At 52.9% G+C, this 23,843-nt stretch carries 23 protein-coding genes and 1 other RNA gene; 10 read left to right on the top strand and 14 right to left on the bottom strand.

Features of this window, described 5'->3' with window-relative positions; genetic code table 11:
* Nucleotides 1–112: 112 nt before the first annotated feature.
* Nucleotides 113–1,006 (bottom strand): LysR family transcriptional regulator, encoded by an 894-nt coding sequence (locus OGV50_RS03480; protein ID WP_286488317.1) that lies wholly within the window; start codon nucleotides 1,004–1,006, stop codon nucleotides 113–115.
* Nucleotides 1,007–1,131: 125 nt separating this feature from the next.
* On the opposite strand from OGV50_RS03480, the gene OGV50_RS03475 reads away from it, so the two are divergent.
* Nucleotides 1,132–1,983, top strand: coding sequence for a Vmh family MBL fold metallo-hydrolase (locus tag OGV50_RS03475; RefSeq protein ID WP_012132588.1), 852 nt, complete (start codon nucleotides 1,132–1,134; stop codon nucleotides 1,981–1,983).
* A gap of 91 nt (nucleotides 1,984–2,074) precedes the next feature.
* Here OGV50_RS03475 and OGV50_RS03470 read toward each other — a convergent pair whose 3' ends face one another.
* The 3 genes from OGV50_RS03470 to ydiJ all read right to left on the bottom strand — a co-directional run bounded on the left by OGV50_RS03470 (nucleotide 2,075) and on the right by ydiJ (nucleotide 5,826).
* Nucleotides 2,075–2,263 (bottom strand): YdiH family protein, encoded by a 189-nt coding sequence (locus OGV50_RS03470; protein ID WP_024130379.1) that lies wholly within the window; start codon nucleotides 2,261–2,263, stop codon nucleotides 2,075–2,077.
* A gap of 99 nt (nucleotides 2,264–2,362) precedes the next feature.
* A complete protein-coding gene (gene menI, locus OGV50_RS03465) occupies nucleotides 2,363–2,773 on the bottom strand; it encodes a 1,4-dihydroxy-2-naphthoyl-CoA hydrolase (protein WP_012132590.1) in 411 nt (136 codons plus the stop codon).
* Nucleotides 2,770–5,826 carry a D-2-hydroxyglutarate dehydrogenase YdiJ gene (gene ydiJ / locus OGV50_RS03460; RefSeq protein ID WP_200092569.1) on the bottom strand — a complete coding sequence of 1,019 codons (3,057 nt, stop codon included), beginning with the start codon at nucleotides 5,824–5,826 and terminating at the stop codon, nucleotides 2,770–2,772. The genes menI and ydiJ overlap by 4 nt, the downstream gene beginning before the upstream one ends.
* 213 nt (nucleotides 5,827–6,039) lie before the next feature.
* Between ydiJ and ydiK the strand changes: the two genes are divergently transcribed.
* Together ydiK and rprA are read left to right on the top strand one after the other, a co-directional pair.
* Nucleotides 6,040–7,152 carry an AI-2E family transporter YdiK gene (ydiK, locus tag OGV50_RS03455; RefSeq protein ID WP_112002392.1) on the top strand — a complete coding sequence of 371 codons (1,113 nt, stop codon included), beginning with the start codon at nucleotides 6,040–6,042 and terminating at the stop codon, nucleotides 7,150–7,152.
* A 191-nt stretch (nucleotides 7,153–7,343) separates the two neighbouring features.
* Nucleotides 7,344–7,451, top strand: an RNA gene (gene rprA, locus OGV50_RS03450) — antisense sRNA RprA.
* 140 nt (nucleotides 7,452–7,591) lie between these two features.
* On the opposite strand, the gene ppsA is transcribed toward rprA, so the two are convergent.
* Nucleotides 7,592–9,970 carry a phosphoenolpyruvate synthase gene (ppsA, locus tag OGV50_RS03445; RefSeq protein ID WP_286488316.1) on the bottom strand — a complete coding sequence of 793 codons (2,379 nt, stop codon included), beginning with the start codon at nucleotides 9,968–9,970 and terminating at the stop codon, nucleotides 7,592–7,594.
* 335 nt (nucleotides 9,971–10,305) lie between these two features.
* On the opposite strand from ppsA, the gene ppsR reads away from it, so the two are divergent.
* From ppsR to hemP, 3 genes are all read left to right on the top strand, one after another.
* A complete protein-coding gene (ppsR, locus tag OGV50_RS03440) occupies nucleotides 10,306–11,139 on the top strand; it encodes a posphoenolpyruvate synthetase regulatory kinase/phosphorylase PpsR (RefSeq protein WP_012132595.1) in 834 nt (277 codons plus the stop codon).
* Between the two features lie 165 nt (nucleotides 11,140–11,304).
* Nucleotides 11,305–12,351, top strand: a complete 1,047-nt coding sequence (gene aroH, locus OGV50_RS03435; protein WP_012132596.1) for a 3-deoxy-7-phosphoheptulonate synthase AroH — start codon at nucleotides 11,305–11,307, stop codon at nucleotides 12,349–12,351.
* 153 nt (nucleotides 12,352–12,504) lie between these two features.
* On the top strand, nucleotides 12,505–12,696 hold the full coding sequence (gene hemP / locus OGV50_RS03430) for a hemin uptake protein HemP (protein WP_012132598.1): 192 nt from the start codon (nucleotides 12,505–12,507) through the stop codon (nucleotides 12,694–12,696).
* A gap of 3 nt (nucleotides 12,697–12,699) precedes the next feature.
* Here hemP and selO read toward each other — a convergent pair whose 3' ends face one another.
* The 7 genes from selO to bla form a co-directional block, all read right to left on the bottom strand.
* The gene (selO, locus tag OGV50_RS03425) at nucleotides 12,700–14,142 is read right to left on the bottom strand and encodes a protein adenylyltransferase SelO (RefSeq protein WP_200092566.1); all 1,443 of its coding nucleotides are present in this window, start codon (nucleotides 14,140–14,142) and stop codon (nucleotides 12,700–12,702) included.
* Nucleotides 14,143–14,203: 61 nt separating this feature from the next.
* Nucleotides 14,204–14,917, bottom strand: coding sequence for an EAL domain-containing protein (locus OGV50_RS03420; protein WP_012132600.1), 714 nt, complete (start codon nucleotides 14,915–14,917; stop codon nucleotides 14,204–14,206).
* A complete protein-coding gene (locus OGV50_RS03415; RefSeq protein ID WP_153257548.1) occupies nucleotides 14,914–15,084 on the bottom strand; it encodes a hypothetical protein in 171 nt (56 codons plus the stop codon). The genes OGV50_RS03420 and OGV50_RS03415 overlap by 4 nt, the downstream gene beginning before the upstream one ends.
* A gap of 172 nt (nucleotides 15,085–15,256) precedes the next feature.
* Nucleotides 15,257–15,721, bottom strand: coding sequence for a C40 family peptidase (locus OGV50_RS03410; protein ID WP_012132602.1), 465 nt, complete (start codon nucleotides 15,719–15,721; stop codon nucleotides 15,257–15,259).
* A 78-nt stretch (nucleotides 15,722–15,799) separates the two neighbouring features.
* On the bottom strand, nucleotides 15,800–16,549 hold the full coding sequence (gene btuD, locus OGV50_RS03405) for a vitamin B12 ABC transporter ATP-binding protein BtuD (protein WP_114848541.1): 750 nt from the start codon (nucleotides 16,547–16,549) through the stop codon (nucleotides 15,800–15,802).
* Nucleotides 16,549–17,100 carry a glutathione peroxidase gene (locus OGV50_RS03400; protein WP_024130381.1) on the bottom strand — a complete coding sequence of 184 codons (552 nt, stop codon included), beginning with the start codon at nucleotides 17,098–17,100 and terminating at the stop codon, nucleotides 16,549–16,551. The genes btuD and OGV50_RS03400 overlap by 1 nt, the downstream gene beginning before the upstream one ends.
* A gap of 47 nt (nucleotides 17,101–17,147) precedes the next feature.
* A complete protein-coding gene (gene bla / locus OGV50_RS03395) occupies nucleotides 17,148–18,014 on the bottom strand; it encodes a class A beta-lactamase (protein WP_407056834.1) in 867 nt (288 codons plus the stop codon).
* A 390-nt stretch (nucleotides 18,015–18,404) separates the two neighbouring features.
* On the opposite strand from bla, the gene OGV50_RS03390 reads away from it, so the two are divergent.
* A complete protein-coding gene (locus tag OGV50_RS03390) occupies nucleotides 18,405–19,076 on the top strand; it encodes an SOS response-associated peptidase (protein ID WP_286488315.1) in 672 nt (223 codons plus the stop codon).
* Here the strand turns inward: OGV50_RS03390 and OGV50_RS03385 are convergent.
* Together OGV50_RS03385 and OGV50_RS03380 are read right to left on the bottom strand one after the other, a co-directional pair.
* Nucleotides 19,069–20,337 carry a Y-family DNA polymerase gene (locus OGV50_RS03385; protein WP_286488314.1) on the bottom strand — a complete coding sequence of 423 codons (1,269 nt, stop codon included), beginning with the start codon at nucleotides 20,335–20,337 and terminating at the stop codon, nucleotides 19,069–19,071. The two genes, OGV50_RS03390 and OGV50_RS03385, sit on opposite strands and share 8 nt — an antisense overlap.
* Nucleotides 20,338–20,339: 2 nt before the next feature.
* Nucleotides 20,340–20,759, bottom strand: coding sequence for a translesion error-prone DNA polymerase V autoproteolytic subunit (locus OGV50_RS03380; protein WP_286488313.1), 420 nt, complete (start codon nucleotides 20,757–20,759; stop codon nucleotides 20,340–20,342).
* A gap of 323 nt (nucleotides 20,760–21,082) precedes the next feature.
* Between OGV50_RS03380 and OGV50_RS03375 the strand changes: the two genes are divergently transcribed.
* The 3 genes from OGV50_RS03375 (at nucleotide 21,083) to OGV50_RS03365 (ending at nucleotide 23,813) form a co-directional block, all read left to right on the top strand.
* Entirely contained in the window at nucleotides 21,083–21,445 is a 363-nt protein-coding gene (locus tag OGV50_RS03375) for a GtrA family protein (RefSeq protein WP_286488312.1), read from the top strand.
* Complete coding sequence (locus tag OGV50_RS03370; protein WP_286488311.1) at nucleotides 21,442–22,362, top strand: glycosyltransferase family 2 protein; 921 nt, start codon at nucleotides 21,442–21,444, stop codon at nucleotides 22,360–22,362. Before OGV50_RS03375 ends, OGV50_RS03370 begins: the two co-directional genes overlap by 4 nt.
* A 288-nt stretch (nucleotides 22,363–22,650) precedes the next feature.
* Nucleotides 22,651–23,813, top strand: a protein-coding gene (locus OGV50_RS03365) for an IS3-like element IS3 family transposase (protein WP_085947771.1) whose coding sequence is annotated in 2 segments (ribosomal slippage) — nucleotides 22,651–22,912 and nucleotides 22,912–23,813 — 1,164 coding nt in all. Because the reading frame shifts where the segments join, the coding sequence is not laid out codon by codon here.
* The last annotated feature ends 30 nt before the right edge of the window (nucleotides 23,814–23,843 follow it).

Genomic DNA, 23,843 nt, shown 5'->3' with positions numbered 1-23,843 from the left:
GCACTCATTTCAGGCTTAGCTCTTGAAGGGGTGTAAGAATATTCTCATAAGCTTGCATCGCGTATTTAACAGATCTTGCTTTCTGCACGATTTTTATACGCCTTATGCTGCGTCAGGAACAGGCTTCACCGTCGCGCATCGCGCCCTGCACCGCCTCAAGAAACAGGCGTAGCGCGGCGGGCTGATGCTCACGGGAAAGGTATAACCCGTATACGGCCAATTGCCTCGGTTGTAGATGGGGCAACAAACGAACCAGTTTCTCCTGCGCCAGCCCCTCTCGCGCCTCTTTTTCCGGCACCAGCGCAATCCCCATCCCTGCCAGCGCCGCTTCACACAAAAGCGAAGAGATTCCGGCACTCAGGTTGCCCTTGATCGCAACAGAGATCGGTTCTCCCTGCTCATCCAGAAAATACCAGGATTTTCCAGCAAATCCGCTGTAATAGAGGCAATTGTGTTGCGCCAGCGCCTCCGGCGTCTGCGGTGTGCCATAGCGATGCAGATAGTCAGGAGACGCGCAGAGCACAGACTCACAGTCACCAAGCCGACGCGCAATTGTCCCTGGCTCAGGGTTATCGGTAATGCGTATCGCCACATCAATACGCTCCCCCACTAAACTGACAGGCTGATTATTAATCTCCACTTCAATGCGCAATTCAGGGTAACGCGCTAAAAAAGCGGGCAGCATCGGGGCAAGAATATGCATCGCGGTGAAATGGGCGCAGGCGACGCGCAACGTGCCGGACGGCACCTCTCGCCCGGTCGCCCTCGCAATATCCAGGGAAAGCCGCGCCAGCGTTCGCGTTTTCATCAACGCGTCTTCTCCGGCAGGCGTGATCGTCAGGCGGCGCGACGAACGATGAATAAGTCTGGCTCCGGCCCATTTCTCCATTTCATCCAGATAACGGCTCACCATCGGCCTGGAGATCCCTAATGCGCGCGCAGCCGCGCTCAGGCTACCCAAATCGCAGATATGGTTAAACACCGTTGCCGCCATCACTCTGTCCATAACCTTCCATCCGATCGTTTTATGAAACTCAGCATGTCCTGATAGGGGAATTTTAACAGATCGAGATTTGCTTAAAATAAGCCACGTAAATAAATCAACATCATCTGCCGATAAGGTCACTCAGAATGAAAATCAAAACGCTGGCACTTCTGCTGTCGCTGACTAGCGCGCCATTGTTCGCCGCCCCGCTGCAACTCGACGTTTATAATCCGCAGGAAAACGCGATTTTCCCGGTCTCTTCCACGCTGGTCTCTGGCCCTAAAGAAGCCATTTTATTCGACGCGCAGTTCAGTACCAAAGACGGGGAAAAGCTGGTCGAGATGATTAAAAAGAGCGGCAAGTCGCTGAAAGCCATCGTGATTACCTCCGGCGATCCAGATTTCTATTTTGGTCTGGAACCGATTGTAAAAGCCTTCCCGAACGTGAAAGTTCTGGCGACGCCGCATGTGGTGGAACACATTCGCGCAACGAAAGACGCCAAACTGCAATACTGGGGCCCGCAAATGAAAGATGGCGCGCCAGCGGCGCTCACCATCCCGCAGGCAACTACCGAGACACAATTTACGATTGATGGGGAAACGCTGGAACTGCGTCACCCGAACGATTACGCCGCTTACGTCTGGGTCCCGGCGAACCGTGCAATACTTGGCGGAACGGGAATCGCATCCGGTATCCATGTCTGGACGGCGGATACCCAGTCTCCTGAGCAGCGTGCGGCCTGGCGTCATGTGTTGACAGAGATGCACAGCTTGCAGCCGACCCAGGTGATTCCGGGTCACTATATCGGTGAACGTCCAGCAGGCGACGCCGCTATACGCTTCACGCAGGATTACCTGCAATCCTTTGAGCAAGCGCTTGAGGCGAAAAAAGGGTCAGAGTATGTCATCAAAACGATGACCGCCGCCTGGCCTGGCCTCGCTGACGAAAGTTCCCTGACGCTGAGCGCGAAAGTGAATACCGGTGAAATGAAGTGGTAAACCGCCGCTCATAGCCAAAAAAATAACCCCGGCAGAGCGTGTCGGGGTTTTCTGTTGGTGTTAATTCACCGAGCGATAAAACAGTGCGGAATCAATGAACGCCCAGACGCCAGGCAAAGTAAATCTCTTCTTTTAGCTCAGAGGAAGAGAGCGTGAGTAAATCGGCAAATTCCAGCTCTAATTGTTTTAAGCGCTTCAAATACTGGGCTGGAGAAAGCTCGGTTTTATCACGGCGTAAAAATTCAATTGCCAGTTGGGTTGGGTCTAAATCGGTAGACATATCATCCTCGCTTATGTTCAAAACGTGCACAGTATAACACTTTTTTCTGCACACATTTTGACCAAAAGCAGTCTGCGATAAAGATATTTTGTGACAACGTCACACAACAGCGGTTGTCAGACGTGAAGAACAGCACAGCCGCCCCTGCTCATCAAAAATATCGATCTGCCAGACCTGATGACGAGAGCCGGTATGCAGCGCTTTGCACACCCCTCTGACGCGCCCTTCGCGCGCTGAGCGAACGTGATTGGCATTCACCTCCAGCCCCACGACTTTCTGTTCGCCCTGCGTGCACAAATAGCCCGCAACCGAGCCGATACTTTCAGCCAGCACAACGGACGCGCCGCCGTGTAGCAGACCAAAAGGTTGCTTTGTACGGCTATCCACCGGCATCGTTGCTTCCAGCGTATCGTCGCTAATATGCTCAAAGCGAATATCCAGTAGCCCCACCATGTTCCCTTCGCCCAGAGCGTTCAGCGCTTCGAGCGTGACTTTACGTTTCCAGATCATCCAATAATCTCCAGTAGTGCCTGTAACGGATGGCGAACCCCGGTGCCTTCAACGCGTTTTACCTGGCTGCGGCAAGAGTAACCGGTCGCCAGGCAGCGATTGCGCGGCAGTCGCGCCATCGCCTGTTGCCACGACAGCGCATAGATCCCCAGCGAATTTTCATGATTTTTCACTTCATGGCCGTAAGTACCCGCCATGCCGCAGCAGCCTACGCTGACGCTCTCCAGCTTCGCCCCTAAGCGTGCAAAAATGGCCGCCCACTGCGCCGGTGCGCCAGGCAATGCCGTCACTTCGGTACAATGCCCAAAGAAATACCAAGGCTCACCGCTCACGGCAAGAGGCTGTCGGGACGCCAGCACCGTCGGCAGCCACTCATTCACCAGCTGTACGTGGAAATCACCACGCTGTTCGCCGAGGGTTTGTTTGTATTCATCACGATAGCAAAGCACCAGCGCCGGGTCGACACCGACCATCGGGATACGCAACTGCGCCACCCGATTGAGAAATTCGGCCGTTTTCTTCGCCGTCTTCGCAAATCGGTTAAGGAACCCTTTGATGTGCTGGGCCTTGCCATTTGGCGAGAACGGCAGCAATACAGGCTGAATGCCGAGCTTTTCCACCAGCCGGATAAAATCCGCCACCACCTGCGCATCGTAGTAACTGGTAAACGGGTCCTGCACCACCAGCACCATACGCTCTTTTTGCTCCTGACTCAGGAGTTCAAGCTGTTCCAGCGTCATATTGGCGGAACGGTGCCCGATCATTTGCTGTTGCAGCGACGGCGTCGAAAGTAGCGGCAAATCCACCATGCCGATATGTTTCTTCGCGAGGTTTCGCACCAACGGCTGATTGAGAAAGAAGTTAAAGGTTTTCGGCGCCCGCGCCATTAATGGCGCATAGCTTTCGACCGTCGCCACCATATGATCGCGCAGCGGACGCAGGTAGCGCGTGTGATAAAGCGCCAGGAAGCGTGAGCGGAACTCCGGCACGTCTATTTTAATCGGACATTGTGTCGAGCAGGCTTTGCACGCCAGGCAACCCGACATCGCCTCCTTCACCTCATGGGAGAAATCATATTCGCCTTTACGAGCGTGCCAGCTGTTGCGGGTACGGGCAATTAACGTCCGCAGACTGGCGCGTTTTTCCGGCAGATCTTTTTCCAGCTGTAGCGGATCAACCCCACGGTCGGCCAGCAGGCGCAACCATTCACGCACCAGCGTCGCACGCCCTTTGGGAGAGTGAATGCGATTCAGGCTGATTTTCATTGACGGGCACATCGGACTTTTGGCGTCAAAGTTGAAGCACAGGCCATTGCCGTTACACTCCATCGCCCCGCGCCAGACCTGACGCACCGCCAGTGGAATCTGCCGATCGTAAGTACCGCGTTTCACCGCATCGACCTTCATCATCGGCGCATCAATGCCTTCCGGCGGACAAATTTTTCCGGGGTTCAGGCGGTTTTGCGGGTCGAACGCCGCCTTCACTTTGCGTAGTTCGCCATAAAGCTGCTCGCCAAAAAACGCCGGGCTATATTCAGCGCGAAAACCTTTACCGTGCTCGCCCCACAGCAGACCGCCATATTTCGCGGTGAGCGCCACCACATCATCGGAAAGACTCTTCATCAGAATTTCCTGTTGCGGATCGCACATATCCAGCGCGGGTCTGACGTGCAGCACCCCGGCATCAACATGCCCGAACATGCCATAACTTAAGCCATGACCGTCGAGCAGCGCGCGGAATTCAGCAATATAGTCGGCCAGATGCTCCGGCGGCACGCAGGTATCTTCCGCAAATGGAATCGGTTTGGCCGCGCCTTTGGCATTACCCAACAGACCAACCGCTTTTTTCCGCATGGCATAGATACGCTCCACGCCCGCCAGCTCCGCGCACAGCTGCCAGCCGATCACCCCGGCTTCCTGGCGAGCAATCAGCTCATCCAGACGCTGGCACAACGCGCTCACCTGAGCATCAATAGCCGCTTCGTCATCCCCGGCGAACTCGACGATGTTCAGGCCCAGCATCTCTTTATCAGGCACATCGGTAATCAGCTCACTGACGGAGTGCCAGACGATGTCCTCCCGCGCCAGATTAAGCACTTTAGAATCGACGGTTTCCACCGAGAGCGCCCGCGCCTCGACCATAAAGGGCGCGTTACGCAACGCGGAATCAAAAGAGTCATATTTGACGTTCACCAGACGGCGAACTTTAGGCAGCGGAGTAATATCCAGACGCGCTTCCGTGATAAACGCCAGCGTGCCTTCAGAACCGGTCAGCACGCGCGTTAAGTCGAACTCCGTCATCTCATCGTTAAAGACATGGCGTAAGTCGTAGCCCGTTAAGAAGCGGTTGAGTCTGGGAAACTTATCAATAATCAGCTGTCGGTTTTCCCGACAACGCTGGTATACGGTGTTATAGATGCGACCGATCGCGGTGTTGCTTTTACCGAGCGTTTCCGCAAGTTCGACCGGCATTGCCTGGGTATCCAGAATATCGCCACCCAGCAGTACCGCGCGAACGCCCAGCACATGATCGGATGTTTTACCGTAAACTAACGACCCCTGACCGGACGCATCGGTATTGATCATCCCCCCGAGGGTCGCACGGTTGCTGGTCGAAAGCTCCGGGGCAAAGAAATAGCCATACGGCTTCAGATACTGATTGAGTTGATCTTTGATCACCCCGGCTTCGACCCGCACCCAGCCCTCTTCCGGGTTAATTTCAATAATGCGGCTCATATAGCGGGACATATCAACGATAATGCCCTGGTTCAGCGCCTGACCATTGGTGCCGGTGCCGCCGCCGCGCGGGGTAAAAATCAATGAGGCGAAGCGCGACTCTGCCGCCAGACGGGCGATAAGCGCCACATCCGCCGTTGAACGCGGGAAAACCACAGCATCAGGAAGAAGCTGATAGATACTGTTATCTGTCGACATTGTCAGACGATCGGCGTAATTCGTTGCCGTATCGCCGGTAAACCCTTGCTGCTCCAGCGCCTGCAAAAAATTGAGCACCAGCTGAACGACGCCAGGTGCCTGAGAAATCTGTGGAATCATTATAGTGACCCTTTCCTGCGGTCTGTATTGTGAATTTAATCGTTTGCGTGTTGCTCTGTTTGTTGTATCACATTTTTTTCTTACACGCCCAGCAGAATTACAGGCAGAATCCGCCTGTTAAAAACCGCTGAAATTGCTCATCATTATGGGGTAAGGTTCGCGTGTTCGCGTCGCGTCAACGTTCTGACGCACAGAAAAGGTGAAAAGGTATTTATGGTAAATCTTCGTCAGCCCAGGGATATCGCGCAAGTGCTGCTGTCGGTGCTGTTTTTAGCCATCATGATCGTGGCCTGCTTGTGGATTGTGCGTCCCTTTGTCCTTGGTTTTGCATGGGCGGGTACGATCGTTATTGCGACCTGGCCCGTTTTGTTACGTTTACAGAAAATACTCTGGGGCCGCCGTTCTCTGGCCGTTCTGGTTATGACGCTGTTGTTGGTTCTGCTGTTCATTATTCCCATCGCCCTGCTGGTCAACAGCATCGTGGACGGTAGCGGCCCGCTCATCCACGCCGTCACCGCCGGCGACATGACGTTGCCCGACCTGGCCTGGTTAAACAGTATTCCGCTGATTGGCGCCAAATTGTATGCCGGGTGGCACAACCTGCTGGATATGGGCGGCACGGCGATCATGGCGAAAGTGCGTCCTTATATTGGCACCACCACGACCTGGTTTGTGGGTCAGGCCGCGCATATCGGTCGCTTTATGATGCACTGTGGTCTGATGCTGCTGTTCAGCGCCCTGCTGTACTGGCGCGGCGAACAGGTGGCATTGGGCATCCGCCACTTCGCCAGTCGTCTGGCCGCGAAACGCGGCGATGCCGCCGTGCTGCTGGCGGCCCAGGCCATCCGCGCCGTTGCATTGGGTGTGGTTGTCACCGCGCTGGTTCAGGCAATTCTCGGCGGGATTGGCCTCGCCATTTCCGGCGTGCCTTACGCAACGCTGCTGACGGTCGTCATGATCCTCTCCTGCCTGGTGCAACTGGGGCCGTTACCGGTGTTAATCCCGGCAATCATTTGGCTGTACTGGACAGGCGATACGACCTGGGGCACGGTGCTGCTGGTGTGGAGCTGCGTGGTCGGAACGCTGGATAACGTGATTCGCCCGGTATTGATTCGTATGGGCGCAGATCTGCCGCTGATCCTGATTCTCTCTGGCGTTATCGGCGGGCTGATTGCCTTTGGAATGATCGGTCTGTTTATCGGTCCGGTATTGCTGGCGGTTTCCTGGCGTCTGTTCTCCGCATGGGTGCATGAAGTGCCCGCGCCGGGAAACGACCCTGACGAACTCCTCGAAGAACTGGAGGAGATTGAGGACAGCCATAAATAACCCCCATCGGCCGATCGACGCATTCGGTCGGCCGATACTTTAGCATTGCTCATCAATTAGCATCCTGACCAACCTGCCTTATGGCGTAATCCTCCTTACGTAATTCATTTACGTCGCAAATTCTTCATAGTTTTTAAACTATTGGGACGAATCTGATCGACGCAAAAAATCTCCACGCCTACTATTAGAGCACGGTTATAAATCAACGCCTTGATTTATAAGCATGGAAATCCCCTGAGTGAAACAACGAATTGCTGTGTGTAGTCTTTGCCCATCTCCCACGATGGGCCTTTTTTTAAGTGCCTGCCCTCACACCCCTTTTCTCCACCGCCAACAATTCTGATATGCCCACGCATAACGTCGGGTGTGATAGCGCGTATCGCAAAAAAAACGGCTCCTTTTTACGGGAGCCGTTGCGGATTAGAATCAGCGCTGACGCTTATTTTTTCAGTTCAGCCAGACTCAACCAGGTCTGTACGACGGTGTCCGGGTTCAGCGACAGGCTGTCGATTCCCTCTTCCATCAGCCAGGCGGCGAAGTCCTCGTGATCGGACGGCCCCTGACCACAGATGCCGACATACTTGCCTTGTTTCTTCGCCGCGCGGATCGCCATCGACAGCAGCGCTTTCACCGCCTCGTTACGCTCATCGAACAGTTCAGAAACCACGCCGGAGTCGCGATCCAGACCCAGCGCCAGCTGCGTCATGTCGTTAGAACCAATCGAGAAGCCGTCAAAGTGCTCCAGGAATTGTTCAGCCAACAGGGCGTTGGACGGAATCTCACACATCATGATGATCTTCAGCCCGTTCTCACCCCGTTTCAGCCCCTGACGCGCCAGCTCGTCAACTACCGCTTTCGCCTGCTCAACGGTACGTACGAACGGGATCATGATCTCCACGTTGGTCAGTCCCATATCGTTGCGCACGCGTTTCACCGCTTCACATTCCAGCGCGAAGCAATCGCGGAAACTGTCGGAGACATAGCGACCGGCGCCACGGAAGCCCAGCATCGGGTTCTCTTCATCGGGTTCGTAACGCTCGCCGCCCACCAGGTTGGCGTATTCGTTCGATTTGAAATCCGACAGACGCACGATAACGCGTTTCGGATAAAATGCCGCGCCCAGCGTCGCAATGCCCTCTGTCAGACGACCAACATAGAACTCACGCGGTGAATCGAAGCCTTTCATCATCTCGCGGATTTCGTTTTGCAGTTTCGCGTCCTGGTCATCAAATTCCAGCAGTGCGCGAGGATGCACGCCAATCATTCGGTTGATAATAAATTCGAGACGCGCCAGGCCAACGCCTTCATTCGGCAGGCAGGCGAAGTCAAAGGCGCGATCCGGGTTACCGACGTTCATCATGACTTTCAACGGCAGATCGGGCATGGTGTCCACGCTTGAACTTTTGACGCTGAAGTCGAGCAGGTCTGCGTAGACATAGCCGGTATCGCCTTCGGCGCAAGAAACGGTGACGTTTTCATCATCCTTCATACGTTCCGTCGCGTCACCGCAACCGACAACCGCCGGAATCCCCAGCTCACGGGCAATAATGGCCGCGTGGCAGGTACGACCGCCACGGTTGGTCACGATGGCCGCCGCTTTCTTCATGATCGGTTCCCAGTCCGGGTCGGTCATGTCAGTCACCAGCACGTCGCCAGGCTGGATACGGTTCATTTCGCTAATGTCGTGGATGACTTTAACCGCCCCCGCGCCAATGCGATGTCCGATGGCGCGGCCTTCCGCGACCACTTTCCCCTGCGCATGCAGCGTGTAGCGCTCCATTACCTGACCACGAGAACGGACGGTTTCCGGGCGGGCCTGTACAATAAACAGTTTGCCGGTATGGCCGTCTTTCGCCCATTCGATATCCATCGGGCGACCGTAGTGTTTCTCAATCTGTACGGCCTGTTTCGCCAGTTCCTGCACTTCTTCGTTGGTCAGCGAGAAGATGTCGCGCTGTTCCTGCGGCACATCTTCAATTTTGACCTGCTTACCGTGCTCCTGGGTTGGCGCGTAAACCATTCGGATTTTTTTCGACCCCATCGTGCGACGAACGATCGCCGGGCGATTCGCCGCCAGCGTCGGTTTATGCACGTAGAATTCATCCGGGTTGACTGCGCCCTGCACTACCATCTCGCCCAGACCCCAGGCTGAAGTGATAAACACCACCTGATCGAAACCGGACTCGGTATCAATAGAGAACATAACCCCGGACGAGGCCAGGTCGGAGCGTACCATCCGCTGTACGCCAGCGGAGAGCGCGACGCCGCGATGGTCATACCCCTGGTGAACGCGATAAGAGATAGCGCGGTCATTAAACAGCGAGGCAAAAACATGTTTCACCGCCACCAGCACCGCATCGAAACCCTGCACGTTGAGGAAGGTTTCCTGCTGGCCGGCGAAAGAGGCATCCGGCATGTCTTCAGCCGTTGCGGACGAGCGCACGGCGAAAGACGCCTGCGCATCATCCGCAGAGATCTGTGCATAGGCATCGCGAATAGCGTTTTCCAGCTCTGGCTGGAAAGGAGTGTCGATAATCCACTGGCGGATCTGCGCGCCGGCCTTCGCCAGCGCGGTGACATCGTCAATATCCGTTTGATCCAGCAGTTCATAAATACGCTGGTTTACGCCGCTTTGATCCAGAAACTGGTTAAACGCATCGGCGGTCGTTGCAAAACCATTCGGTACGGAAACACCCATACCGGAAAGGTTAGTAATCATTTCACCCAGGGAGGCATTTTTGCCCCCAACTCTGTCTACATCATTCATGCCGAGTTGGTTATACCAAAGCACCAGCGGTGACGAGCCATTGTTGGACATCGAACAATCCTTTTGTGATAAATGAACGAGTTTAGAAACTACATTATTGCGTATTTATCTTTGCATATTTAAACCCCTGAAAAAAACGGTGAATCGTTCAAGCAGATTTATTTTTTATTTTTTCAGATTGTTTACGCATTTGCGCAAACCCGCGGGCGACGGGCGATCTCCCCAAAAACTGTCGGTATAAACATAAGTTCCGAAAAATGAAATGCACTTTTCACTTAATATAAAAATAGCGTTTCATTTTATAAAATAAGCATCGTGATATACGCTTCTGGCAAATTTTAATTTATGCTTTCAGATAATTATGTTTGCTCCTCAGGATAAACAAAATGGATAATGTTGTTGATCGCCATGTTTTTTATATTTCCGATGGTACGGCCATCACCGCCGAGGTTTTGGGTCATGCGGTGATGTCGCAATTCCCTGTGACCATCAGCAGCATTACGCTGCCGTTCGTTGAAAACGAGAGTCGCGCCAGGGCCGTGAAAGATCAGATCGACGCGATTTATCAGCAAACTGGCGTGCGTCCGCTGGTGTTCTATTCGATTGTTCTGCCGGAAATTCGCGCCATCATCTTACAAAGCGAAGGGTTCTGTCAGGACATCGTGCAGGCGCTGGTGGCGCCGCTACAGCAGGAAATGAAGCTCGACCCAACGCCAATCGCGCATCGCACCCACGGGCTTAACCCCGGCAACCTCAACAAGTATGACGCGCGTATCGCGGCAATCGACTATACCCTTGCGCACGACGATGGGATCTCCTTGCGCAATCTGGATCAGGCGCAGGTGATCCTACTGGGGGTTTCACGCTGCGGAAAAACGCCGACCAGCCTCTATCTGGCGATGCAGTTTGGCATCCGGGCGGCGAACTACCCCTTTATTGCTGACGATATGGATAACCTGGTGTTGCCCACGTCGCTTAAACCGCTACAGCATAAGCTTTTTGGCCTGACCATTGACCCGGAACGCCTGGCGGCAATCCGCGAGGAACGCCGTGAAAACAGCCGCTACGCATCGCTACGCCAGTGCCGGATGGAGGTTGCGGAAGTTGAAGCGCTCTACCGTAAAAATCAGATCCCTTGCCTGAACAGTACTAACTATTCGGTAGAAGAAATTGCCACCAAGATTCTCGACATCATGGGGCTGAATCGTCGAATGTACTAACAAACTAGTGCAAGAGTTCAATTTTTTGCTATCATGCCGCTCTGCTTGCGAGGTGTGAAACGCCTCGCATTTGAAATCAGCAGGTGAAGGTTGAAGTGTGTTATTGTGATGCCCATCACTTCCCGGTAGTCCTGCCGTTGAAGCAACAAATTTCTGAGACTTGTAATGAACAGAACCGACGAACTGCGTACCGCGCGTATTGACAGCCTGGTCACCCCTGCTGAGCTAGCGCTACGTCATCCTGTATCATCCTCCGTCGCCAGCCACGTTACTGACTCCCGACGCCGGATTGAAAAAATATTAAATGGTGAAGATCGCCGCCTGCTGGTGATCATCGGCCCCTGCTCGATTCACGATCTGGACGCTGCGATGGAATACGCAACGCGCTTGCAAACGTTGCGCAACACGCATCAGGCGCGTCTGGAAATCGTTATGCGCACCTATTTTGAAAAACCGCGCACGGTTGTGGGCTGGAAAGGCCTCATCTCCGATCCCGATTTAAATGGCAGTTACCGCGTAAATCATGGCCTCGAACTGGCGCGCAAGCTGCTGTTGCAGGTCAATGAGCTGGGTGTCCCCACCGCCACCGAATTTCTCGACATGGTCACCGGCCAGTTTATTGCTGATTTGATCAGTTGGGGCGCCATTGGCGCGCGCACGACGGAAAGCCAGATTCACCGTGAAATGGCTTCCGCGCTCTCCTGCCCGGTTGGGTTTAAAAACGGGACAGATGGCAACACGCGCATCGCCGTTGATGCGATTCGCGCGTCGCGCGCCAGCCATATGTTCCTCTCGCCGGATAAAACTGGCCAGATGACGATTTATCAGACCAGCGGGAATCCGTACGGCCATATCATCATGCGCGGCGGTAAAAAACCGAATTACCACGCGGAAGACATCGCTGCCGCCTGCGATACGCTGCATGAGTTTGGTCTGCCGGAACACCTGGTGGTGGACTTCAGCCACGGTAACTGCCAGAAGCAGCATCGCCGCCAGTTAGAAGTTTGTGATGATATCTGCCAGCAAATCCGTAACGGTTCTACCGCAATTGCCGGGATCATGGCCGAAAGTTTCCTGCGTGAAGGTACGCAGAAAATCGTCAGCGGTCAGCCGCTGGTATACGGTCAGTCCATTACCGACCCTTGCCTGAACTGGGAAGATACTGAATTACTGTTAGAAAAACTTGCCTCAGCGGTTGATAGCCGTTTTTGACATCATGCCCATCCTCGCGGGGATGGGCGCGCTTCTTTCCCCTCCACGCATTCCCCACTCGCCTGATTTGCTACCAGAATTAACACTTGCTGTCGCCATACACAATATTGATAATAATAATCATTGTTAAACTGATTATTATTAATTATCGATATGCCACTTATGGACGACATTGAGTTACTTCATTTTAAGGAAAGAGACAGCGTGCCCCCTTCCCCTGCTGCCGAGCGGCGTATCAGCAGCCAGACATTGTTAGGCCCTGAAGGCAAAGTCATCATCGATCATGACGGCCAGGAATACCTGCTGCGCAAGACGCAGGCAGGTAAGTTGCTGTTGACCAAGTAGCAATCAGCTTGAGCAACTGACTTCCAGCCGTTTACCCCAGTCCGGCGGACGGTTGACATAATCGTCATCTCTGTCGGTAAAGGGGTCGCGCAGAACCTGATGCAGTTGATGTAATTCGCCCATATCCCCCTGCTCAGCGCTGGCTATCGCGCGTTGCGCCAGCCAGTTGCGCAGCACCACCGCAGGATTCACGCGCTGCATGTGCTGTTGACGCGTTGCATCATCCACCTGCTCCTGCTGTAAACGCGCCCGGTAACGGCTGAACCACCCGTCAAAGGCCGCGCGATCGATAAATTCGTCACGCAGCGGCGATGCCGCGCTCTGTTGCTCAGTCTGACTCAACATACGGAACGTTCGGCTATAATCGCTGCCTTCGCGTGCCATCAGGGCGAAAAGCTCGTTGAGAAGCGCGTTGTCCTCTTTTTGTTCGGTAAAGAAGCCCAGTTTTTGCCGCATGCGCTGCCCGTAGTGCGTGAGCAACGCCAGCTGATAGCCATCCAGCGCATCATTCAGCGTATCGACCGGCATAAACGGCGACAGGGTTTGCGCCAGGCGTTGCAGATTCCACAATCCGACAGCCGGTTGATTATCGAAGCTATAGCGCCCCTGGTGATCGGAGTGGTTACAGATAAACCCTGGCTGATAATCATCCAGGAAACCGAAAGGACCATAATCTATCGTCAGCCCCAGTACAGACATGTTATCGGTGTTCATCACGCCATGCGCAAAACCTACCGTTTGCCAGTCAGCAATCAACCTCGCCGTGCGCGCCACAACATCCCGGAACCAGAGCGCATACTTGTCCTCTTCCGCCTGAAATTGCGGCCAGTAATGGCGAATCGCAAAATCGGCCAGCTGACGGACTTTATCCGGCTCACGTCGATAGTAAAAATGTTCGAAATGACCGAAACGCATATGGCTTTGCGCCAGACGCATGAGCATCGCGCCGGATTCAACCGTTTCCCTGTAAACAGGCGTGTCGCTGGTGACGATAGACAGCGCCCGCGTTGTGGGGATGCCAAGATAGTGCATCGCCTCGCTGGCCAGACTTTCACGGATCGTTGAGCGCAGCACTGCTCGCCCGTCGCCCATGCGGGAGTATGGCGTTAGTCCGGCGCCTTTCAGGTGCCAGTCAAGCGTACTGCCGTCCGCCAGCAGTTGTTCGCCTAACAGAATACCGCGTCCATCACCGAGCTGGCCGGCCCAGACGCCAAACTGATGGCCGCTATAAACCTGAGCCAGAGGCGACATGCCGGGCAGTAATGACTCGCCGCCCCACACGCCTGCGCCGTTTTCCATATCAAACAACGAAGGTGGTATCGCCAGCTGCTGCGCCAGCGCATCGTTATGCCAAATCAGGCGGGCATGACTCAGAGGAGTAGGAGAAAGTGCTGTATATGTGGCTGGCAGTTCGTCACGCCAGCAGGATGTAAAAGACAGGGTCATAGGGCCTCCTGCCTGTAGTGTAGACGGTTAATACCCGCTTAAACACCAGCAAATAAAAAGGTTATCCCTGAACCAGCGTCGTAACCTGGCTCGCTGGCACGGCAGGCCATAAACATCCTTGCAGCGCGCTAAATCCCATTGATGATATCCGCGCCAGCATCTCTTCAGTATCAATACCCGCAATCATTATCGAATCACAGCACGGTGATATCTGCGAAATAATAGCCTGCATAAAGGGTTCAAAAGAAAGACTTGCGGATCTTTGCTGGACAAAGTTTTTATCCAGCGCGACGCGTTTGAAGAGACCATCAAAGATCGCTTTTATCGATGTATCGCCAGCGCCGAAATTGGCAAGGATGAGGGGAAATCGTCCGGCTAACTCAGCCAGAATTTGATTCTCTTTCCCAAGACTTAATTCAGGATAATTCTCATTAATCATCAGTTCCAAAAATGGAAAGCGCCTTACATGGGATACAAACTCTCCGTCTGATAATAATGATGCGACGACGGCTGGCGTTAAATTAATCCAGGCAATAAGTTTATGTTGAATAAAAAAATGTTGGCACGTTTCCAGCAATGCGAGTTTTTCTTCGAACAGACAACGCTGTTCTTCTGCTGACAGGCGCGGCATGACCAGCTCCGTCGGCATACGGACATTACCGTCTTCAGTGACAAAGTTTGCAACAATCTCCAGACCGACGAGTTTCTCTTTCTCGGTTCGGGCAGGAACAAAATAAAGGTGAGAATGATAAAAGTTGTCCAGTGAAACAATCATTGTGCCAGCCCCGCTGCATGGGTGTAATCCGGCATCCTGTAAGAAAGAACGAAGAAAGATGTCATTTCTGATACGACTGGAGGTGCTTTCATTTTTTCCTTTTTAGCCGGTAAACCGGGTCCTTTTTTTAGCTTATCTCGATTATAAACCAATATCCAGTTTTGCATTTTCCGCAAGACACCGGATAAATCATTTTGACTAAAAATACTTTTGCAAAATGTAGGGTTAAAACTATTTCTGATAACTCACGATAGCCCTGGCATTCAGACAATGAGAAATCAATTTCTTAAATATAGATGATGAAGCGGCCGCTGGGTATCCGCTTTACCATCGATAGCATTAAATACGTCTCGCCTGCCAGAAATTTTTCCGCCAGTAGACATTGTCGAGCGATGAGCGCATCACGCCACGGCTGGTAGACGCATGAATAAATTGATTGTTGGTATCATAAATGCCGACGTGCAAACCACTTTCCCCCGATCCGGTTTTAAAAAAGACCAGGTCGCCGGGCAGCAGTTCATCTTTGTCGATTTCCGTACCAATTTTTGACTGTTGGCGCGTTTCACGCGGCAGTTGTAAATCAAATTTGTCGCGCATCGTCATCAACACAAATCCCGAGCAGTCCACCCCGCTACGGCTCATTCCGCCATAGCGATACGGTGTACCTCTCCAGGACTGTAGCTGATCGTTCAGGCCCGCGATAACCATAATGGAATCCGAAAGCCTGGCGTTAGGTGCTGGCGCACGATGGCTGCTACACCCTGCCAAAAACAGTGCTGCGATAAGAAGAAGCCAAAAGCGCATTCAGGACGAATCCTCTATCTTTTTATTCTTGCTTCTATTTAGCGTGGAAATTATGTGTTTTTCAAGAACCCATTTAACTTAAGTGGTTGATATGAGCATTCTGTGGCCTTCAACGTCCAGCCGACGGAAGTTCATGCCGTATGCCCGGGCCAGATTTGGCGGCGTCAGCACCTCGTCACGCCGCCCGCTGGCGATCAATTTCCCCTGTTTCAGCAACCAGGCGCGATGCGCGTGGCGCAGAGTATGGTTAAGGTCATGGCTGCTCATCACGATGGCGATACCCTGGCTGCATAGCTGGCTCAGCAGCCTATCCAGCGCGTTTTGTTGCGCAACGTCCAGACTGTTCATCGGTTCATCCAGTAGCAGAAGCTGCCCGTGCGGGTTAGCGTGAGGGTGAATTTGCAATATCACCGCCGCCAGACGTACACGCTGCCACTCGCCGCCGGAGAGTTGATTCGCGCTCCGCCCCAGCTTGTCGCTCAGCCCAAGCGCCTGCGCAACGTCATTCAGCAGGTTCGTTTGCGTTTTATCAGGTTGATGCAGCATCAGGAAATGCCAGACCGGCATTGAAAATGGGGGATTCTGCTGCTGCGCGAGATAGGCCCGATGTTGAGCCAGTTTCGCCGCAGGCCATGTCTCCAGCGACGCGCCGTCGAATATGACAGTGCCTTCCCCGAAGGTTAAGCCCGCCATACGCGCCAGCAGCGTACTTTTCCCTGCCCCATTCGGCCCCACGAGGTGAAGAATCTCGCCAGGCTTAACGTCGCCGGAAAGCGGCCCCAGACGCGTCGTTTCGGCAACATCCTGTAACTGCATCAACGAGATCATTATTTTGCCAACGCGATTTTGATACTTTCCACCATCCCCGGATCTTCAGGCGTCATGTCCGGTGAGAAACGCTGTACGACCTGTCCATCCCTGCCGATTAAAAACTTCTCAAAGTTCCACAAAATATCGTCCGGGTAAAGCGGCGCGCGGCCTTTACTCGCCATGCGCTCATAGAAACCGCTACCTTCCGGCGCAACGGCGGCAGGCGCTGCGGCAATCAACTTCTGATACAGTGGATGGCGGTTCTCACCATTGACGTCAACCTTGCTGAACATCGGGAATGTGACGCCCCAGGTGGTGCTGCAATAGGTTTTAATCTCCTCTTCAGTGCCAGGTTCCTGACCAAGAAACTGGTTGCAGGGAAAACCTAACACCGTAAAGCCCTGGTCGGCCCAGGCTTTCTGAATATTCTCCAGCTGTTCGTATTGTGGCGTTAAGCCACATTTCGAGGCCACATTAACCACCAGCAGTACGTTTCCGGCGTACTTCTCAAGCGTGGTGACATCCCCGTCGATCGTCGTCACTTCAGTGTTGAGAATGGTATCTTGCATAGCGTCTCCCATATAACAGGCGGATGTGAGTGATCAAATATCAGCTTTTAATCATAGACTGCGAGTGTTGAAAACAGCGACTCCCCGATGCGGACAATCGCGGCGTCACGCTGCGCCATTGTCGCCGGAGTTTGTGTAATATAGATAACCACGAGCAGAGGTTTTTGTGATGTCGGCCAGACAACGCTAACAATAGAACGCGAGCCATTGTCGCCCGCCCCGGTTTTATCCGCGATTTTCCAGCCGTCCGGCAAGACCGAACGCAGCAGACCGTCAGCCACTTTGTCGTCCCGCATCCATTGCATAAGCTGCTCTCTTGAGGATAGCTGCAACACGTTCCCCAGCAGTAGCGTATTGAGCGTCTGCGCTATCGCGACAGGCGTCGTGGAGTCGCGTTCATCGCCGGGAATGGCGCTGTTCAGTTCAGGCTCATAGCGATCGAGGCGGGTTATTGTATCCCCCGAATCACGCAAAAACTGCGTGACGGCCTGCGGCCCGTTGAGCTTCCTGGCGATGAGATTGGCGGCCGTGTTATCGCTGTAGCTTACCGCCGCGCTGCACAATTGCGCCCAGCTCATGGCGTCTGGCACCACATGTTTTTCAGTAATCGGCGAATACTCCACCAGTTGCGAGGGTTCAAACTGCGTTGAAGCAGAAAGCGCCAGCGCCTTCCTGTCGACTTCACGTAATAACGCTGCGCATAACAGCGGCTTGTGCGTACTGTTTAACGGGAACCGTTCTTCTCCCCGATAATGGGTGATACTGTTGGTCGCCGTATCAAGTACCGCAATGCCAATCCGGGCATGAAGACGCTGTTCTTCCTGCATCGCGATAGTCGACACGTATTGCGCCGTCAGCGGTGCGGCCATCGCAGAACCGCTGAGTGCCGCCAGCACACACAGACCCCATTTCATCCGTTGCCACATACTAATGACTTCCTCATTTCTCATTTTGGCTAGCGCCTGGATTTTAATAATAGCCAGATAAATGTCTGTCTCAATAATTCTTTTACCAATCATAAATTTATATGAAAACCAAAGGATTAGCCAAATCTCTATCGGAGAATATCAGAGAATAACGGAAAACATCATGCCCCTTTTCATGCCCCCAGCGTCTCATTTGCCCCAAAATTTGCCCCAAATTCTATCTTGTTTTGTGTATCCCCTTCCAGTCCGCAACGGCTTGCTTTGCCACTTCCAGAACAGCTTCATCACGCCCATTCATTAAAACCATATAGTTTTCGGTGCGATCCTATTTTTTCCCCTACCCTATACTTGCTGTCTAACATCTGGCTGGAGGTTTCCATGTGTGGACGTTTTGCACAAACCAAAACCCGTGAAGAATATCTGGCTTACCTGGCCGACGAAGCCGATCGTGACATCGCTTACGACCCGGAGCCGCTTGGTCGATACAACGTCGCGCCTGGAACCAAAGTTCTGCTGCTGAGCGAGCGCGACGAGCAGCTGCATCTTGATCCAGTCCTGTGGTCTTACGCGCCAGGCTGGTGGGATAAACCGCCACTGATTAACGCCCGTGTCGAAACCGCGGCAACGAGCCGGATGTTCAAACCGCTATGGCAGCATGGCCGGGCTATCTGTTTCGCCGACGGCTGGTTCGAGTGGAGGAAAGAAGGCGACAAGAAACAGCCCTACTTCATTCATCGGGCCGACGGGCAGCCAATCTTTATGGCCGCGATCGGCAGCACACCATTTGAACGTGGTGACGAAGCAGAGGGCTTTCTGATCGTGACGTCAGCCGCAGATAAAGGCCTGGTCGATATTCATGACCGCCGACCACTGGTTCTGTCGCCGGAAGCTGCAAGGGAATGGATGCGTCAGGACGTAGGCGGGAAAGAAGCTGAAAAGATAGTTGCCGACGGTGCTGTGCCCGCAGACAAGTTTATCTGGCACGCTGTATCGCGTGCCGTGGGTAATCCAAATAATCAGGGGCCGGAATTAATCGAGCCTGTTACCTGACTACAAGCAGATCTGAATACCTCGTCGTGTACCGCGGCGAGAGCATTTCTCGCTTCATCTGCCATTGCTGCTGAATGCCCTGCCCGGCAAAGTACAGCGTGCCGCGCCCGTCTTTTGCGTTGAGATGATCCAGCACCTCCATTAGCTTGCAGCTATTAGGCTTCGGCGCGTTATCGTCGAACAGATTGAGCTGCGCCACACCCTGGCTGAAAAAGTCACCAAGCATGATCCCCGCTTTTTGATATCTATGGCCGTCGCGCCATATCGCATCAAGGCTGCGCGTGGCCGCCCCGATGATGTCCCGACTATCCTGCGTCGGTGTGAGCAGCTTCACCGATGAGCTATTGCCATAATATGGCTCGTTCAACGCAAACGGCGACGTCTTGACGAACGCAGATACAAACCGGCAATACTGATGCTCGCCGCGCAGCTTCTCTGCCGCGCGCGTGGCATAACTACAGATTGCCTGGCGCATTTCCTCGTAATCAGTGATGCGGCCGCCGAACGAGCGCGAGCATACGATTTCCTGCTTCGCTGGTGCGAATTCCTCAAGATCGAGGCATGGCTCGCCGCGCAGCTCCCGGACCGTTCTTTCGAGCACTACATTGAAGTGCTTCCTGATTATCCACGTACTTTGTTCAGAAAGATCCAGAGCCGTTTTAATGCCCATCGCATACAGCTTCTTGCTGATTCGACGACCAACGCCCCAGACGTCTTCCACTGGAACCAAGGCAAGCAGTCGGCGCTGTCGTTCGATATTAGACAGGTCTACCACCCCGCCCGTTTGCCGCTGCCATTTTTTGGCTGCGTGATTTGCCAGCTTCGAGAGGGTTTTCGTCTGCGCGATGCCAACCCCGACAGTCAGGTGCGTACGCTTCAGAACCGTAGCGCGGATCTCTTTTCCGAACTCCGTCAGGTCCCGACAGTTTCGAACACCAGTCAAATCACAAAAGGCCTCATCGATGCTGTAAATTTCTACTCTTGGGCTCATTTCTTCGAGTGTTGTCATTACTCGGTTCGACATGTCTGCATAAAGCTCGTAGTTACTGCTGAAGCAAACGACGCCAGCGCGCCGGAATAGATCCTTTTGTTTAAAGAACGGCTCTCCCATGGTAATTCCAACTGCCTTGGCCTCGGCGCTGCGCGCGATCACGCAACCATCATTGTTCGAAAGAACAACCACCGGCCGTCCTCTCAAATCTGGCCTGAACACAGTCTCGCATGATGCGTAAAAGGAATTCACATCACATAGCGCAAACATATTCAGCTCGCCGATTTCACGATGAAAGTAACGACACCAAAAACATCCAATGTATCTTCACTGCCGACGATGATCGGGGAGTAAGCACTGTTCATTGGATTGAGCTGCACAGTCGGCCGCAACTGAAGGCGCTTAACAGTGAATTCCCCTTCTACCGCCGCGATGACAATATCTCCATGGTCAGCAGCCCGCGAGCTATCCACAACCAGCAGATCCCCGTCGCTTATACCTGCCTCTACCATTGAGTCACCGGCAGCTTTCACGAAATATGTCGAGCTGGGATGAGATACCAGTAACTCATTGAGATCAATGCGCTGCTCAACATAGTCTGCTGCGGGGCTGGGGAATCCGCACTGAACTAAGTCACTAAAAAGTGGGAGAGCGACAACTTCTCGCAGTTCTGCAGGCCTGATAAACTCCATTACGCATACCTCTTGCACTGTTTTTATATACAGTAGTTGCATTTAAGAAGGTGCGCAAGACACGGGCTCCGCCATCACTGTTTAAAACTCAACCGTTTCGTTTCTAAGTTTCTCTCTCGCTTCGGATTATAGTTTTTGTAAATTTTCCCTTGTGACAAAATTAAGCCTGCCTGATGTAGGTGATTTTATATACAAAATACATACGACCACATCGTATGTAATTAAAAAGCCCACCTGAGTGGGCTTCAGGCTTTTACGGCAGGTCGATCAAAAGCGTTTGTGGTGCTACACTTCAGACCTTTCCGAATTCACTGATTTCTATAATGTTAAAGTTATTCGCAAGGTACACATCAATAGGTGTCATTAACACGCTCATTCACTGGGTGGTGTTCGCCATTTGCATATACGCATTTCATACAGACCAGGCACTTGGAAACTTTGCCGGGTTCGTTGTGGCGGTGTCGTTCAGCTTCTTCGCCAATGCCCGATTCACGTTTAAATCATCAACTACAACTATGCGCTACATGCTCTATGTGGGGTTTATGGGTTCCCTGAGCGCTGCGGTTGGCTGGGCGGCAGATAAGACAGATCTGGCACCGATCATTACCTTAATTTTGTTCTCCGCAATTAGTCTGGTATGCGGATTTATCTATTCAAAGTTCATTGTCTTTAGGGATGCGAAATGAAAATTTCTCTCGTCGTTCCCGTCTTCAACGAAGAAGACGCGATACCTATTTTTTATAAAACGGTTCGGGAATTTGAAGGACTTCAGCAGCATGAAGTTGAGATAGTCTTCATCAATGACGGCAGCAAAGACGCGACAGAATCAATTATTAACGCACTTGCTGTTGCAGACCCGCTTGTTGTCCCGCTATCGTTCACAAGAAACTTTGGGAAAGAGCCTGCGCTGTTCGCCGGGCTTGACCATGCTACCGGTGAAGCAATCATCCCCATTGACGTTGACTTGCAGGACCCTATCGAAGTTATTCCTTACCTGATAGAGAAATGGCAGTCCGGCGCAGATATGGTGTTGGCTAAACGCTCTGACCGCTCCACCGATAGCCGGCTGAAGCGTAAATCCGCTGAGTGGTTCTATAAGCTTCACAACAAAATCAGCAACCCACAGATTGAAGAGAACGTCGGCGACTTCCGGCTTATGTCACGCGAAGTAGTCGAAAACATTAAACTCATGCCAGAACGAAACCTCTTCATGAAGGGCGTGTTGAGTTGGGTCGGCGGTCGCACCGATGTAGTTGAATATGTGCGCGCCGAACGCGTCGCAGGTAGCACCAAATTCAACGGCTGGAAGCTATGGAACCTTGCTCTTGAAGGCATCACCAGTTTCTCGACCTTCCCTCTCCGCATGTGGACCTACATTGGCCTGTTAGTAGCTGGCGTTGCTTTCCTGTACGGAGCATGGATGATTTTCGATACGCTAGTTTTTGGTAATGCGGTTCGTGGTTACCCTTCTCTTCTGGTTTCAATACTTTTTCTTGGAGGAATTCAGCTTATTGGGATTGGTGTTCTTGGTGAGTACATCGGAAGAATTTACGTTGAAGTGAAGGGGCGACCTAGATATATATTGAAGGGACAACGGAAATGACAGACAGTAACAACAAATTCCATTTGCTTGCGCTTATTGCCACTTTCATCGTTATGTTGTTATTGCGAGAGTATTGGTTTGCAAGCCGGGAAGGATTGCATCTTGACGAGACGCTTTCATTCATACTCGCTTCTTATAAAGAGTATGCATGGGTCAAGCCATTCGGGACTCTATCTGAACTTACTGGAAATCAGTTACGGGAATTAACGTGGTTCAGTGATACTGATCTTACCCAGCAATAGTGGACACGCGGCTAAGTGAGTAAACTCTCAGTCAGAGGTGACTCACATGACAAAAACAGTATCAACCAGTAAAAAACCCCGTAAACAGCATTCGCCTGAATTTCGCAGTGAAGCCCTGAAGCTTGCTGAACGCATCGGTGTTACTGCCGCAGCCCGTGAACTCAGCCTGTATGAATCACAGCTCTACAACTGGCGCAGTAAACAGCAAAATCAGCAGACGTCTTCTGAACGTGAACTGGAGATGTCTACCGAGATTGCACGTCTCAAACGCCAGCTGGCAGAACGGGATGAAGAGCTGGCTATCCTCCAAAAGGCCGCGACATACTTCGCGAAGCGCCTGAAATGAAGTATGTCTTTATTGAAAAACATCAGGCTGAGTTCAGCATCAAAGCAATGTGCCGCGTGCTCCGGGTGGCCCGCAGCGGCTGGTATACGTGGTGTCAGCGGCGGACAAGGATAAGCACGCGTCAGCAGTTCCGCCAACACTGCGACAGCGTTGTCCTCGCGGCTTTTACCCGGTCAAAACAGCGTTACGGTGCCCCACGCCTGACGGATGAACTGCGTGCTCAGGGTTACCCCTTTAACGTAAAAACCGTGGCGGCAAGCCTGCGCCGTCAGGGACTGAGGGCAAAGGCCTCCCGGAAGTTCAGCCCGGTCAGCTACCGCGCACACGGCCTGCCTGTGTCAGAAAATCTGTTGGAGCAGGATTTTTACGCCAGTGGCCCGAACCAGAAGTGGGCAGGAGACATCACGTACTTACGTACAGATGAAGGCTGGCTGTATCTGGCAGTGGTCATTGACCTGTGGTCACGTGCCGTTATTGGCTGGTCAATGTCGCCACGCATGACGGCGCAACTGGCCTGCGATGCCCTGCAGATGGCGCTGTGGCGGCGTAAGAGGCCCCGGAACGTTATCGTTCACACGGACCGTGGAGGCCAGTACTGTTCAGCAGATTATCAGGCGCAACTGAAGCGGCATAATCTGCGTGGAAGTATGAGCGCAAAAGGTTGCTGCTACGATAATGCCTGCGTGGAAAGCTTCTTTCATTCGCTGAAAGTGGAATGTATCCATGGAGAACACTTTATCAGCCGGGAAATAATGCGGGCAACGGTGTTTAATTATATCGAATGTGATTACAATCGGTGGCGGCGGCACAGTTGGTGTGGCGGCCTCAGTCCGGAACAATTTGAAAACAAGAACCTCGCTTAGGCCTGTGTCCATATTACGTGGGTAGGATCA

The organism is Citrobacter sp. CK180, assembly GCF_030333655.1.
Classification (GTDB): domain Bacteria; phylum Pseudomonadota; class Gammaproteobacteria; order Enterobacterales; family Enterobacteriaceae; genus Citrobacter_B; species Citrobacter_B koseri.
Note: the sequence above shows the minus strand (reverse complement) of the source record. Positions and strands in the feature narration are given on the sequence as shown.